Annotated in this window: 11 protein-coding genes and 1 riboswitch; of the genes, 10 read left to right on the top strand and 1 reads right to left on the bottom strand. The window is 42.6% G+C overall.

Features of this window, described 5'->3' with window-relative positions; genetic code table 11:
* Window positions 1-301 precede the first annotated feature (301 nt).
* A complete protein-coding gene (gene metH / locus SJ2017_RS16550; RefSeq protein ID WP_080916471.1) occupies window positions 302-4,018 on the bottom strand; it encodes a methionine synthase in 3,717 nt (1,238 codons plus the stop codon).
* A gap of 325 nt (window positions 4,019-4,343) precedes the next feature.
* Between metH and SJ2017_RS16545 the strand changes: the two genes are divergently transcribed.
* The 10 genes from SJ2017_RS16545 to SJ2017_RS16505 all read left to right on the top strand — a co-directional run bounded on the left by SJ2017_RS16545 (window position 4,344) and on the right by SJ2017_RS16505 (window position 14,923).
* Entirely contained in the window at window positions 4,344-5,117 is a 774-nt protein-coding gene (locus SJ2017_RS16545; protein WP_167692935.1) for a histidine phosphatase family protein, read from the top strand.
* Window positions 5,118-5,263: 146 nt separating this feature from the next.
* Window positions 5,264-5,433, top strand: a riboswitch (cobalamin riboswitch).
* A gap of 77 nt (window positions 5,434-5,510) precedes the next feature.
* Window positions 5,511-5,681, top strand: coding sequence for a hypothetical protein (locus tag SJ2017_RS21515; RefSeq protein WP_156003325.1), 171 nt, complete (start codon window positions 5,511-5,513; stop codon window positions 5,679-5,681).
* On the top strand, window positions 5,678-6,538 hold the full coding sequence (locus SJ2017_RS16540) for an ABC transporter ATP-binding protein (RefSeq protein WP_244899710.1): 861 nt from the start codon (window positions 5,678-5,680) through the stop codon (window positions 6,536-6,538). Before SJ2017_RS21515 ends, SJ2017_RS16540 begins: the two co-directional genes overlap by 4 nt.
* Window positions 6,538-7,653 carry a FecCD family ABC transporter permease gene (locus SJ2017_RS16535; RefSeq protein ID WP_080916468.1) on the top strand — a complete coding sequence of 372 codons (1,116 nt, stop codon included), beginning with the start codon at window positions 6,538-6,540 and terminating at the stop codon, window positions 7,651-7,653. Before SJ2017_RS16540 ends, SJ2017_RS16535 begins: the two co-directional genes overlap by 1 nt.
* 21 nt (window positions 7,654-7,674) lie before the next feature.
* A complete protein-coding gene (gene cobT, locus SJ2017_RS16530) occupies window positions 7,675-8,724 on the top strand; it encodes a nicotinate-nucleotide--dimethylbenzimidazole phosphoribosyltransferase (RefSeq protein ID WP_080916467.1) in 1,050 nt (349 codons plus the stop codon).
* A 79-nt stretch (window positions 8,725-8,803) separates the two neighbouring features.
* Window positions 8,804-9,613 carry an adenosylcobinamide-GDP ribazoletransferase gene (locus tag SJ2017_RS16525; RefSeq protein ID WP_055023633.1) on the top strand — a complete coding sequence of 270 codons (810 nt, stop codon included), beginning with the start codon at window positions 8,804-8,806 and terminating at the stop codon, window positions 9,611-9,613.
* Window positions 9,610-10,158, top strand: coding sequence for a bifunctional adenosylcobinamide kinase/adenosylcobinamide-phosphate guanylyltransferase (cobU, locus tag SJ2017_RS16520; RefSeq protein WP_065108700.1), 549 nt, complete (start codon window positions 9,610-9,612; stop codon window positions 10,156-10,158). Before SJ2017_RS16525 ends, cobU begins: the two co-directional genes overlap by 4 nt.
* Before the next feature lie 222 nt (window positions 10,159-10,380).
* Window positions 10,381-11,964: a cobyric acid synthase gene (locus SJ2017_RS16515; protein ID WP_244899812.1), complete on the top strand. Its 1,584-nt coding sequence runs from the start codon at window positions 10,381-10,383 to the stop codon at window positions 11,962-11,964.
* Window positions 11,964-12,617 carry a cob(I)yrinic acid a,c-diamide adenosyltransferase gene (gene cobO, locus SJ2017_RS16510; RefSeq protein WP_080916465.1) on the top strand — a complete coding sequence of 218 codons (654 nt, stop codon included), beginning with the start codon at window positions 11,964-11,966 and terminating at the stop codon, window positions 12,615-12,617. Before SJ2017_RS16515 ends, cobO begins: the two co-directional genes overlap by 1 nt.
* 1,253 nt (window positions 12,618-13,870) lie before the next feature.
* Window positions 13,871-14,923: a hypothetical protein gene (locus tag SJ2017_RS16505; protein WP_080916464.1), complete on the top strand. Its 1,053-nt coding sequence runs from the start codon at window positions 13,871-13,873 to the stop codon at window positions 14,921-14,923.
* Window positions 14,924-14,949 lie beyond the last annotated feature (26 nt).

Below are 14,949 nucleotides of genomic sequence, written 5' to 3'. Positions count from 1 at the left end.
AAAAATGCCGTATAGCCATCATGGATGATGGCTAAGGCTCAGGGGGACATGGATGTCCCGTCTGAGGCGTTAGGTATTTTTATTGGAGTATGAGGCTTATTCGCTTTGAAAGAATAACTTGCTTGGGGCGGCAAGGGATATCGAAAAGGGAAATGCTGTTGTTTCCCTTTCGTCGGGTGTGGGCGAAGCGCCACGACGTTAACCAGCCGTTAGGCTGAAATGGCAGCGCCATCATCCAAACGAAGTTTGGAAACAGAGTAATCAGTGATTACTCAACATCACTCTCTATTCTGGATCACTCTTATTCAGGGTCGTAATCCAAAACCGGTGCTAACCAACGTTCGGTTTCTTCAATACTCATGCCTTTACGAGCAGCATAATCTTCAACCTGATCTTTACCTACATTCGTTACACCAAAATAGCGTGATTTAGGGTGGGCAAAGTACCAGCCTGATACCGCTGCGGTTGGGAACATGGCGTAGCTTTCTGTGATGTTCAAACCAATAGTTTCATCAGGTTTGAGTAAATCCCACAGCAAGCCTTTTTCTGTATGATCTGGGCAAGCTGGGTAACCTGGAGCTGGGCGAATGCCTTTGTATTTTTCACGGATGAGGGCTTCGTTATCTAACACTTCATCTGCTGCATAACCCCAAAATTCTTTACGTACACGTTCATGCATACGTTCGGCAAAGGCTTCTGCTAAACGGTCAGCTAAACATTTGAGCATAATCGCGTTGTAGTCATCATGGTTTGCTTCAAAGCGTGCGACATGTTCGTCGATACCGTGACCTGCGGTTACCGCAAAGCCGCCCATGTAATCGGCCACACCTGAGTCTTTTGGCGCAACAAAGTCGGACAAACAGAAGTTGTCATTGCCCACACGTTCAAGCTGCATGCGTAAGTGATGAGTGGTCATTTCAACTTCGGTGCGAGTCTCGTCTGTGTAAAGCTCAATGTCGTCATGATTGACGGTGTTTGCTGGGAATAAGCCGATGACGGCTTTGGCCGTAAGCCATTTTTCACTGATGATGGTTTCAAGCATGGCTTTGCCATCTTTATAGAGTTTACGGGCTTCTTCACCAACGACTTTATCATCAAGAATGTCTGGGAAGCGGCCGTGTAGCTCCCAGCTTCGGAAAAACGGGGTCCAGTCGATACGATCAACTAAGTCTTCTAATGGGTAGTCATCAAATACTTGTCGACCTAATACATTAGGTGTGAATGGTGTGTACTTGTCCCAATCATGCTGGCAGCGGTTTTCACGGGCAGCGTCAATTGACACAATGGTTTTACGCTTAGTCTGTGATAAACGTTTTTCTCGCATCATGTCGTATTCGTTATACGCTTCATCAATGGTGGCTTGGCGTGTGTCATTACTAATGAGTTTTGACACCATTGGCACGGCGCGAGACGCATCGGCAATGTAAATGGCCCCTGTTGGTGAGTGTGGGGCAATTTTTACGGCGGTATGAATTTTTGAGCAAGTGGCGCCGCCAATGATGGATGGAATGGTTAAACCTGCTTTATGGAAGGCTTTAACGTTATGCACCATTTCATCAAGGCTTGGGGTAATCAGTCCCGACATGCCAATAATATCAACGTTTTCAGCAATGGCGACTTCGATGATTTTCTCAACGGGTACCATTACGCCTAAATCAATCACCTCATAACCATTACAAGCTAATACCACACCAACGATATTTTTACCGATATCGTGCACATCACCTTTAACGGTCACCATGAGGATTTTACCGTTGGATTGACCTTCCACTTTTTCGGCTTTAATAAATGGATTTAAATAGGCCACGGCTTTTTTCATCACTCGGGCGGATTTCACCACTTGCGGCAAGAACATTTTACCTGCGCCGAATAAGTCACCGACGACATTCATGCCATTCATTAATGGCCCTTCAATCACATCCAGTGGACGGACTGCTTGTAGGCGTGCTTCTTCAGTGTCTTGGTTAATAAATTCGGTAATCCCTTTAACTAAGGCGTGGGATAAGCGCTCTTCAACAGGCCAACCTCGCCATGCTAAATCTTCTTTTTTCGCGACTTGTTTACCGTCACCACGAAACTTTTCAGCGACATCAAGCAGTTGTTCTGTATTGGTTGAATCAGCAACGGGGCAAGGTAAATTTTGCACCACGTTTTCAACTTTTTCTTTAAGTTCAGGGTCGATATCATCATAAATGGCTAATTGACCCGCGTTAACAATCCCCATGTCCATACCTGCTTGAATCGCATGGTATAAAAACACCGCATGAATGGCTTCACGCACTGGGTTGTTGCCACGGAACGAGAAAGACACATTCGATACACCGCCAGAGATCATCGCATAGGGTAACGTGGCTTTGATGTCTTTAATCGACTCAATAAAGTCGACAGCGTAATTGTCGTGCTCTTCAATTCCGGTGGCAATCGCAAAAATATTAGGGTCAAAAATAATGTCTTCAGGTGGAAAGCCAACCACATCAACTAATACACGATAAGCACGCGTACAAATTTCAGTTTTACGGGCTCGGGTATCGGCCTGGCCGTCTTCATCAAAGGCCATGACAATAGCAGCAGCGCCATAGCGTTTCACTAAGGTGGCTTGTTTGATAAAGGCTTCTTCGCCTTCTTTCATTGAAATTGAGTTAACAATGGATTTGCCTTGTACGCATTTAAGGCCTGCTTCAATGACATCCCATTTAGATGAGTCAATCATAATAGGCACACGAGAAATGTCTGGCTCTGAGGCGATTAAGTTTAAGAACTTTTTCATCGACTCTGCGCCATCAAGCATGCCTTCATCCATGTTGACGTCGATGATTTGCGCGCCGTTTTCAACTTGCTCGCGTACTACATCTAAGGCTTCTTCAAACTTTTCTTCTTTAATTAAACGTAAGAATTTAGCAGAGCCTGTGACGTTCGCGCGCTCGCCAACGTTAACAAATAATGAGTCACCATCGATGGTTAACGGTTCAAGCCCAGATAAACGACACGCAACAGGGATGTCAGGGATAGTGCGAGGTGCATGGGTGATAACGGCATCACGAATCGCGCTGATATGTGCTGGTGTGCTACCACAACAACCGCCAACAATATTCAGCATGCCTTCTGCTGCCCAGTCGATAATAACCTCGGCCATCTCTTCTGGCGTTTCATCGTAACCGCCAAATTCGTTCGGCAGGCCGGCGTTGGGATGCGCTGAGACATGACATTCTGCAATGCGAGATAATTCTTCTACGTATGGACGTAACTCTTTAGGGCCTAATGCACAGTTAAGGCCAATAGAAATCGGTTTGATGTGGCGCAGTGAGTTATAAAAACCTTCAGTGGTTTGTCCGGTTAATGTCCGGCCTGAGGCATCGGTAATCGTGCCTGATATCATTACTGGCAGGCGATCGCCTAAAGTATCAAACACGGTTTCAATGGCAAATAGGGCGGCTTTGGCATTGAGAGTATCAAAGATGGTTTCTACCATAATGATATCTGCGCCACCTTCAATTAATGCAGTGGTGGATTCGACATAGGCATCAACAAGCTCATCGAAACTGACATTACGAAAACTGGGATCATTCACATCTGGGCTAATCGAACAAGTACGGTTGGTTGGCCCGAGAACACCTGCAACATAACGTTTAATGCCTGTTTGTGCTTCTACTTCGTCAGCGGCGGCGCGGGCAACTCTAGCGCCTTCGAGGTTGATTTCAGCCGACAAGCTTTGCATGTCGTAATCAGCCATCGCAATAGTTGTGGCGTTAAAGGTGTTGGTTTCGATAATGTCAGCGCCCGCTAACATGTACTTAGTGTGAATATCTTTAATAATCTGAGGCTGGCTTAATACCAGCATGTCATTATTGCCTTTCACATCGCAATGCCAGTCTTTGAAGCGCTCGCCACGGTAATCTTCTTCTTCCAATTTATAGTCTTGGATCATTGTCCCCATGGCACCATCGAGGATCACGATACGCTCTTTTAGCGTATTGGTAAGTTGTTCAAGAACCTGACTGTAGGAAGTCGACTTCGCCATATTTGAGTACCTTTATTGCTATGCTAGCAGTTGCTATTAGCTATTTCTTATTATGTGAATATTCGAAACTTGAGAAATTAGCATACCTTGTTTTGCACTATATAAAAGGCGGCCTAAGTCAAACTCGCTTCGTAAAAGTATTCAGCATTAATATTTGTTTGGACATTTAAACGTATAGACGTCCATAATACGTGAAGTTTGTTTCCAAGAGCAAGTGTCAGAATGCACTAAGTCAGTCCAGTATGATGAATAATGCTGAACTTGGTGCAGATAACAGGTTTTGTGAACGGTAAACGTGCAGGGATGTATAAAAAGGGAGCCTAGAGTGACTAGATTATCACACGCTAAGATAGTATTACTGCGACACGGACAATGTGAAGGCGGCAATATATTGCGTGGAAAAACGGATGTTAATTTGAGCGAACTCGGTGCGGCTACGATGCTAAATCGTATTAAGCAGATTGATTTTGTGCCTCATTTTCCGAAAGTAAGCTTGATAAGCTCACCTTTACAACGCTGCCAGCATTTTACTCATGGGTTATTTACTGAGTTAAATACTGCTAACACTGCCTTAAGTGAAATGAATGATGAGGCTCATCAGTCAGTCAACACGCCATTACCTGCGGTGCAGTTGATGCCTGAGTTGGCCGAAATTGATTTTGGTGACTGGGATGGGGTGTCATTTGATTCTTTATACGAACAGTTTGGCGATAAGATTAATCAATACTGGGACAATCCTTGGCAACATACACCACCGAATGCAGAGTCGATGAGTGAATTTGAAACGCGTGTCGCATCTGGTTTTAACAAGGTGTGTCAGCAATTACGTCAGGTGGCGAACAGCCCTGAGCTTAAAGGTAACAGCCCTGAGCTTAACGTAAATCGTTCTGAGTTAGCAACAAATACCCCTGAACCGTTGGCTATTATTGTCACTCATGGTGGTGTCATACGCACCATTATTGCTTTGGTGCTTGGTCTTGAACAATGCCAAGGCATATATAACACCTTATCCATTGATTACGCCGCGACGGTTTCTATTTCAGTTTTTTGGGCAGATGAAAGCAGCGAGCCTAAGTTTCAACTTCATTGGTCTGCATAGAGTCAATAATAGGGGGCACATCAGCGCGTTTTTGCTGAACAAGCCCTTAATTTAGCGTACAATCTTTACATACTTTTTTACGTGTTATCTAAATCTGTAAGAAAGCATAAAATAGGTCGCGATCGCAGATGGATTATTGTCGCTATCGTTTAAGTATAAATAAAGTTAATCTGTTTTGTCATACTAACGGATGAATAGGGAATCATGGTTCAACTTGACTTAAGGTCAGATTGATTAGCATGAACTGTACCCGCAACTGTAATGTTATTTTTTACAAATAACTAAGTCAGATACCTAGCTTTTTTATGATGGTTCACAGCCTTTTACGCACTGCATTTATTCACTATCCAGTGCCTTTAATCAACCTGAGCGGGTGACTCAGGCGGAGAATTCATGTTTTATACCACTGTAATACATGGCGCTGCATTAGATTGTATTGCGCTTATGTGTCAGAACCTAGCTAGATTAGGTCATTGCTTGTCAGGTCACGTCGCATTAGATGCTCAACGCGTCAGTGTGTGTGCTTTACGTATTAAGTCTGCTTTTCTGGCGACGGCTTCATGACTCAAAATCAGCAGCAACGAGATGGCTCAATGGGTGAGGCGCTTAAGGTGACTCGACTTTATTGGTCAGTGCAACAACAGGCGATTCTTTCCAATGTCAGCTTTTCACTGCAACAAGGTGAAATGCTGGGACTGATTGGTCCAAATGGCGCAGGCAAGTCCAGTTTATTGCGCTGCTTGTATCGTTATATCTCACCAGATAGAGGCCAGATCACCTTGTTTGGTGAAGATATTAGCCGCATCAGCCAAAAGCATTTAGCGACAAAAGTTGCTGTCGTTCAACAAGAGACTCCGCATTATTTTGCAATGAGCTGTGAACAAATCGTGGCAATGGGATTAACGCCTCATAAAGGGCTATTTGAAACAGATACTCAAGCTGATAAACATAATGTGATGAAAGCGCTAGATAAAGTCGGTTTGGCGTTAAAAGCAAGCCAACAATATGAACAGCTTTCTGGAGGCGAAAAGCAGCGTGCACTTATTGCCAGAGCTATTGTACAAAAACCGCAGTTGTTAATCCTTGATGAGCCAACTAATCATTTAGATATTCGTTATCAGATCCAAATTTTAGAATTGGTGCGCCAGTTGGGGATCAGTGTTATAGCGTCAATTCACGATCTGAACTTAGCCAGCGCAGTGTGTGATAGGTTGTTATTGTTAAATCAGGGCGCGTGTATAGCTCAAGGGTTACCAGATCAAGTGTTAACCGAGCAGATTATCGGCGATGTGTTTGGTGTTTGCTGCCAAGTTAATCGCCATCCCCAACATGGTAAGCCATTGATTACCTATTTTTACGGTTATCAAGATGAGCATCCCCATCATCAAACACGGCAACAAGATAACAAGGAGGGGATTTAATGTTTGCGACTTATTCCCTTCGCCATAAATGCTTATTGGCATTGACAGCATTGATGACCTTAATTACCCCAATTGCAGCAGCCAGTTTTGGTGCAGCAAATATTAGTTTCGGACAAGTTTTTTTACTTTTTACAGAACCCATGTTGGGCGCTTCTGCAAGCACTGATGGCGTAACGGCAATAACTGAACGTATTGTGTTTGAGTTGCGTATGCCACGGATTATATTGGCGTTTATTGCTGGTGCCGGCTTAGCTTTGGCTGGCAGCGTGTTGCAAACTGTTACGAGAAACCCATTAGCTGATCCCTATTTATTTGGTATAAGTTCTGGTGCCTCTTTTGGCGCTGTGTTGGTGTTGAGTTTTTTCGGCACTCAAGGCTTAGTGCAGCAATGGCTTTCAAAGTCCGATAGCTTATGGGCTGGCGCGATTTACCGGTCAGGGTTATTTAGTCATGATGCGTGGTGGTCTTGGTCATCATTAAGTCTTCCTGTCGGGGCATTTATCGGTGCGCTTTTTTCAGTGCTATTAGTGCTGTCGTTATCGGGTTTTGGCAGAGCAAGTCAGGTGGAAAGAATGCTGCTCTCAGGGGTCGCTACCTCTTTTATGTTTGGCGCATTAACTAGCTTAGTGCTGTATTTCTCAAGCCCTCAAGCAGCGGCGTCTGTTTTGTTCTGGAGCCTTGGAAGTTTTGCCAAAGCCAGTTGGTCAGGTTTGATTATCCCAGCTGTTGTAGTGTGCTCAAGCGTGATAATTATTCTGGCGTTCAAGCGTCAAGTGATTGCGATACAAGCTGGGGATGAAACTGCCCACTCACTAGGGGTCAATGTCGCCAGATTAAGGCTATATATGCTGATTCTGTGCTCGCTGATTACAGCAACATTAGTCGCCAGTTGTGGTGGTATCGGCTTTGTAGGCTTGATGATCCCTCATACTGTAAGGTTACTCTTTCCTGGCCAGCAACCTATTTTTACAACAGTGTTTGTAGGGGGCTTATTTATGGTGTGGATTGATGTATTAGCTCGTTGTTTGTTGTCCAACCAAGAATTGCCTGTCGGTATAATTACTGCGGCAATTGGTAGTGTGTTTTTCTTATTTGTGTTACGTCACCGCCGCTAGGCGCATTTGGGAGTATGAAGTATGTTCGCAGTTGATCCCGTTAATCATCTTAATGATGAACAGATCCAACATAAAATAAACCAAAAAACCAAACCGCTAGGGGCATTAGGCTCACTTGAGTCGTTGGCAAAGCAAATAGCGCAAGTACAGTTAACTGAACCATTTAATAACCGCCAAAAGTTAGCCATTAATCAGCCAGCAATGTTGGTCTTTGCAGGTGATCACGGCATCGCAAATCACGGGGTGTCGATTGCGCCTAGTGCAGTGACTCAGCAAATGGTGAACAATTTTGCGAGTGGCGGTGCGGCGATTAATGTGTTTTGTCGTCAAATGGGATTGAATCTGGAAGTCATTGATTGCGGTATGTTAACCCCTAGCGACCACCCTAAAGTGACTGATCATAGGCTAGGAGCCGGTACTCAGGCTATTCATCAAAAACAAGCAATGGATTTACTCGCAGTAAAAGATGGTTTTAGTTTTGCCAATGACCTAGTGCAGCGACATTTTGATTCTGGCTGCAATCTTATTGCATTAGGGGAAATGGGGATTGGTAATACATCTTCAGCGGCAGCAATAATGGCTGCGATGCTAAAATTAGATGTCAAAGAGTGTGTTGGACGTGGGACTGGCATTGATGATGAGTCCTTTGCACTTAAACGTGAGTTATTAACGGTTGCAATGAATCTTCACCGCGACAAAATTCATGATCCTGTAAATGTACTGGCTTGCTTAGGTGGCTTTGAAATTGTGCAAATGACTGGCGCAATTTTAGCGGCATCAGAAAAGAAAATGCTGGTGGTGATAGACGGCTTTATCGCAACGGCGGCAGCGTTAGTTGCGGTGGCATTACACCCAAGTGCTAGAGACTACCTTATTTTTGCCCATCAATCCGATGAGCAAGGCCACCCAAAAATGCTACAAGCGTTAGATGCTAAACCTTTATTGTCGCTGGGTTTACGTTTGGGTGAAGGCACAGGCGCTGCGTTGTCATTACCTATGATTCAAGCGGCGGTCAATTTTTACAATGATATGGCCAGTTTTGACAAAGCTGGTGTCAGTAATGTGGTTTAAGTTATGGCTTTGCCTGTGCTCAGTTAATGAAGCAACGCTAGCTAAGTCAAGATTACACTTAACTAACAAAGGATGATGAATGTCGTTGCAATCAGGCTCTGTAAATCGTGCCAGTTGGTTGAAAAAACAGCTTAACCTATTGCTCATTGCGGTGAGTTTTTTTACTCGTATTCCTATACCTAATTGGGTTGAATTTGACAGTGAAAAGTTAAATAAAGCCAGTCGTTATTTTGGTGTGGTGGGGTTACTGGTTGGCGCAATGAGTGCGAGCGTGTTTTGGTTAAGCCAATTAGTGCTGCCTAACGGTGTTGCAGTGATCTTGGCGATTATCGCCAGCGTATTAATGACAGGAGGCTTTCATGAAGATGGCCTTGCTGATACGGCTGACGGCTTTGGTGGCGGCTGGAAAGTCGCTGATAAGCTACGCATTATGAAAGACTCTAGAATAGGGACTTATGGCACTTTAGCCATCGGGTTAACCTTATTGTTAAAATGGCAACTATTGGTTGAAATTGCCCTATACAGCCCACTTAAAGCAGCAATTGCACTGATTGTAGCGCATCCTTTAAGTCGAGTTGTTGCAGCAAGCATGATTTTTTCGGAGCAATATGTCACCGAAGATGACGGCAGTAAGTCAAAGCCTTTGGCTCAATATCAGCACATTAATGATTTATTGATTTTATGTTTAAGCGGCTTTGTCGTGCTGGCTTGTTTAAACGGTGTATTGGCGTTTGTTCTATTATTAGCGTTAGTGGCCACAAGACAATTACTGGTATGGGGATTTAATCGTCAAATTGGTGGTTACACTGGCGACACGTTAGGGGCTGCGCAGCAAGTTAGCGAAATTGTCTGCTACTGCATTATTTTAACCATAGGTTTATCAACATGATCCATCTAGTTTTAGGCGGAGCCCGTTCAGGGAAAAGTCGATACGGTGAGTCTATTGCAAAGCAGTATGCTGAGCAAGGTTTTCGTTGTGTTTACGTTGCTACTGCCACAGCTTTAGATGATGAAATGACGGCCAGAATAGCCAAACATCAGCAAGATAGAGTTGACTCCAATCTGCCATGGCAATTAATTGAAACACCAATGGCATTAGCCTCAACATTGCAAAACTACCACGCTGATGATTGCGTAATATTAGTCGATTGCCTCACCTTATATTTATCTAATCACTTAATTGCTAGTGAAGAAACGCACCGTAATGGTGTGGATGACTTATGGCAACAGCAAAAGCAAGCTTTGCTAGCTTGTTTACCGTCATTAAAAGGGCAGGTGATTTTTATCAGTAATGAAGTGGGGTCAGGGATTGTTCCGTTAGGGGAGTTAACTCGTCGTTTTGCTGATGAGGCTGGTTGGCTTAATCAAGCTATTGCTGCGCAAGCTGATAAGGTTAGCCTAGTGGTCGCGGGCATTCCCATCTCAATAAAATAATGCGTCAATGTTGAAATGACATCATGTCATCACTTACTTACATAACCCAAATTTGAAGGATGATTGGCGTTAATGAGCAATCAAGAAAAGCCCGAAAGCCAGCAGCAACGCCATATGAACACTGCCCCCCAAGATGTGACTCAAGCTGATACTGATGATTCGGAAATACTACATCTGTTGAGTAAGCCCCATTCTTATCAAGCGGGTAAAGCGTTAACCTTAATGGTGCAAGGCACCACATCTGATGCAGGTAAGAGCACCTTAGTGGCAGGCTTATGTCGCTTATTTGCCAGAAAAGGCACGCAGGTTGCGCCATTTAAACCCCAAAATATGGCGTTAAATAGTGCAGTCACAGAAGACGGCGGCGAGATAGGTCGAGCTCAAGCATTGCAAGCGATTGCATGTCAGCTTGAACCACATACTGACTTTAATCCTGTACTGTTAAAGCCAAGCTCTGATACGGGAGCGCAAATCATCATTCATGGTAAAGCACTGACTTCATTAGAGGCCAAAACGTTTTTTGGCCCAGAAAGTCGCCATTATAAAGCAACAGCGATGAATGCTGTTTTGCAATCATTTGAGCGATTAACGCATCAATATGACATGGTCATCGTTGAAGGTGCTGGTAGCCCAGCAGAGATTAATTTACGTGAGGGTGATATTGCTAATATGGGCTTTGCTGAAGCCGTTGATTGCCCTGTCATTATTATTGCAGATATCGACAAGGGCGGCGTTTTTGCACACCTTGTAGGCACTTTAGCGCTGTTAAGTTTATCTGAGCAATCCAGAGTGAAAGGCTTTGTTATTAACCGATTTAGAGGCGACATTAGTTTGTTGCAGTCGGGAATTGACTGGCTTGAAAGTTATACTAATAAGCCAGTATTAGGGGTATTACCTTACTTACATGATTTACACCTTGATGCAGAAGATGCCTTGATTGATAGCCCTTTAAAAACGAGTGACGTTATCGAGCATCAGCAAAAAATCACTGTGCTTGTATTTGTGTTTCCCAGGATCAGTAATCACACTGATTTTGACCCGCTTCGCTTACATCCACAGATTGATTTTCATTATATAAGTCAACAAAACCAAGCGAAATCACTGCCGCCTGCCGCCGACTTAATTATCATGCCAGGCAGCAAAAATGTGCGCGCCGATTTAGCTTTCATGCGTGAGCAAGGCTGGGACAAGCTGGTTAATAAGCACTTACGGTATGGCGGTAAAGTCATTGGTATCTGTGGCGGATATCAGATGTTAGGCCATCACATTGATGACCCATTAGGCATTGAAGACGAAGCCGGCTCAAGCAAAGGTTTAGGCTTGTTAGCATTAAACACCACACTCACGAATGAAAAATTACTTACCAAAGTAAGCGGTTACTTACAGCTTGATGACTATAAGGTAGCGGTGTCAGGTTATGAAATTCATTGTGGTGAAAGTCACTTATTGGCTGAGGCTAACCTGAATCAACCTATAGAAATTTTTTATGAACAAGCTAATACCAGCGCTAATACCAGCGTTAATAGCGTTGCTAATAAGAATATCGGTAATAACGAAGAGGATGAACAAACAGGATTACCTTCGCTTCGTTTTGACGGACAAGTAAGTCATGATAATCAGATACTGGGATGCTATATGCACGGGTTATTTGACAACCCCGATGCTTGCCAACTGATTTTACGCTGGGCAGGACTTTCATCTGCTGAGTCGTTGGATATTAATCAAATTCGAGAGCAACAATTAGAAAGATTAACGGATGTGTTAGAAACACATCTTGATATGGATAAATTAACAGGAAGTCTTTAATGGAAAAGTCTGAAAATGTCACCAATAACAGCATTGAATCAACAGAGGTTAATCATGCTGATACTAAGGCGCAACGTCATAAAGCTCGCCAGCAAAAACTCAAAGAAGGTGTCGATGCAAAAATTGCTGCAGCTCAAGATGAAAAGGGCATTTTATTAGTGCTTACGGGCAATGGTAAAGGTAAATCAACGTCTGGTTTTGGTGCTGTGACACGTTGTGTTGGTCATGGACAAAAGGCGGCCGTTGTGCAATTCATTAAAGGTGGATGGGAGTGCGGAGAGCGTAATCTACTTGAAAAAGTTGGGGTTGAATTCTATGTCATGGGCACAGGATTTACTTGGGAAACCCAAGATCGTGAAAAAGACGTGGCTGCTGCGGAGTCTGCTTGGCAAGATGCCGAGAAGTTACTTAAAGATGAATCGATAAACCTAGTGTTATTAGATGAGCTAACTTATATGGTGACATATAAGTATATCGATTTAGCCCGTGTGATAGAGGCGCTGAATAATCGTCCACCAATGCAGCATGTGATTATTACTGGACGTGCCTGTCACCGCGATATTATCGAATTGGCAGATACCGTAAGCGAAGTACAACCGATTAAGCATGCTTTTAATGACGGTATCAAAGCGCAAATTGGTTTCGACTATTAATAAAAAAGCTGTCGATACATCATTGTGTTTATGGGCGGCTGTTATACAGATTTGACCGTGCCGCCTAAATTAACGCTCAAACTTTCACTGATAACCTTAGTATGTTTCCAGAAGCTCTTAGCTAACCACTATTACCAGCCTTTCTTAACCTAGCCTCTCTTAACCTAGTCTCTCCTAACTTAGCCAATCAATTAACATCAGTTCCAACTCTGCGCATATCAAGCAGACTCTTCAATGCCTCATTTACGCTGTATAAATATGCTGATTCATTTTTAGCAGTATAACCTTGTGCGATTGAGCTTCATCTTCTCGCTCTTTTTTTTGGCAAGACGCTAAATTGAATGAATTAAGAACATATTTGTTGCTAAAAAGTAAAGTCAATCCGCTCGAGAAACTGTTTTACATTACTAAATCAGCTTTTTTGTGTTCTTTTTGTAACTAAATAACTTTGATTTTAATTTAACGTCGCATGTGATGAATATAAGTGTAACTAAATCGATTAAATAACAGTTTGTGTAAATTTGTATCTTATTTAATATTTGTTGATTTTTTATCTCTGTTTTTTATTTCGAACTATATTTGTAATATTACAATTTAAATATCTATCATTGTTTTTGGTTAAGTCTATGTTTGTTTGGTTTATTTTGTGGTGGTTTCCAGTTGTTGTTTTTGTGTGGCGTTATTTTTATTAAAAACCTCCTTTTTATATCACTCTATTGTTTTGCAATACGGTTAATTATGTTTAGGTTCTTGTATCACTTGGTAGTAAGTTAAGTGCATATAATGTATAGATTATTTCTCTTTTGTTAAGCTTTGGTAGTGCTTATGTTTTGTGATGTAGATCTCTATCTGTGCCTTGCTATACATATGTAACTTGCTTAATATTCGAATGTTGATTGTGACGACTTCTTATATAAGTTAATCAAACAAATGTAATGACAATGTAAATATTGGGGTTTTAAAATGCCGCTTTAAAATTGAGTGTTTTTTGTTCAATTTATTCCTGCTTTTTACAAGTTAATATTAACTGGTTATTAACAAATCGAGTGTTAACAGTGTTAATTCACCTCTGTTTTTGCTTGGTTTACATTTCTTTGAATATCTTTTGTTCGGTTTTTATTAATAAGTTTTTTAAATATGAAAACTCTTCCAATATGTTCATCGTCAATAAGTCAACCTCACACAAATAATAAATAAGTCAGAATTCAGCCTTCAAATGAAGTCACTGAAGTTTACTAATGGAAATAAACGCGATGCTTAAAAAAACAACAGTTGCAATCGCATTAGCCTCTTTGTTTTGTATGACAACTGCCAGTGCAGTGACATTACAACAAGAGGACAATGGGGATTACCTTGACCTTTATGGTGAAGTGGGTGTTGGTGGCCATTTTGGTACTAATTCAGATTACAACCATGACGAGTTTTATGACACCAAAGGGTATGTTGATGACAGTTTTGCAACCTTGGGAGTAAAAGGACAGCGCTCAAACTACATATACAGATTGGAGTTGGATTATCAACGTCGCAATTGGCTAGGTGGTGACGGCGAATTTGAACTTGCTATCGACAAGATGTATGTCGGTTATATGTTTGATGATCATCATTGGGTTGAACTTGGTTTAACGGATACCGCTTTTGATGAATACGATCATTTCGGTGATTTTACATTTAATAAGTCTGTTGAAACTGGTGAAGCGGGCGATCAAGAAAACACGGTTAAGTACGAAGCTAAGTTCGATCATCTGCTTTACGGCGTTTCTTATTCTTATGAAGGAAAGCATAAGAATGGTTCACCTCAAGGTGACATTGTAAATGGCTACGTCGGTTGGATGTCAGACGTTGTTTCTGTTGTTGCTGGTGTTGAAGCGCGTGGCGGTTCAGAAGGTGAATCTAAGTATGGCGAACAGCAGTTATTTGGACTTGGCATGCGTGTTCAAGTGACCTCTGATATTGCATTAGGCTTAAATGGTTTTATTGAAGATGAAGATCTTGCAACACGTAAAAGTGGCGATGTGTATCTCGCTTATGAAACGTTCCGTAATTATGGCCTCACGTTAAGCGGTAAATACCAACTGAATGAATCTTGGGAATTTATAGCTTCAGCTAACCATGAAGAGTATGAGAGTTGGGATGTTGAAAGCCCGAACTATGACTTCACGGAATTACCCGCTGAATATGGCAAAGATCGTCGCTGGGCAAGCGTAGGTTTTAATTACCGTCCAGCAAGAGACATTGTGTTGTCTGTTGAAGGTCGTGTAGGCGAAGCGCCAGAAGCCGGCTATGCATACGTACGCATGTACTTCTAGTTTCATTTTCAGTTAAACAATTATCG

The sequence above is a fragment of the Shewanella japonica genome, assembly GCF_002075795.1.
Taxonomy (GTDB): Bacteria; Pseudomonadota; Gammaproteobacteria; order Enterobacterales; family Shewanellaceae; genus Shewanella; species Shewanella japonica.
This window is presented reverse-complemented; position numbering and strand designations above follow the sequence as displayed.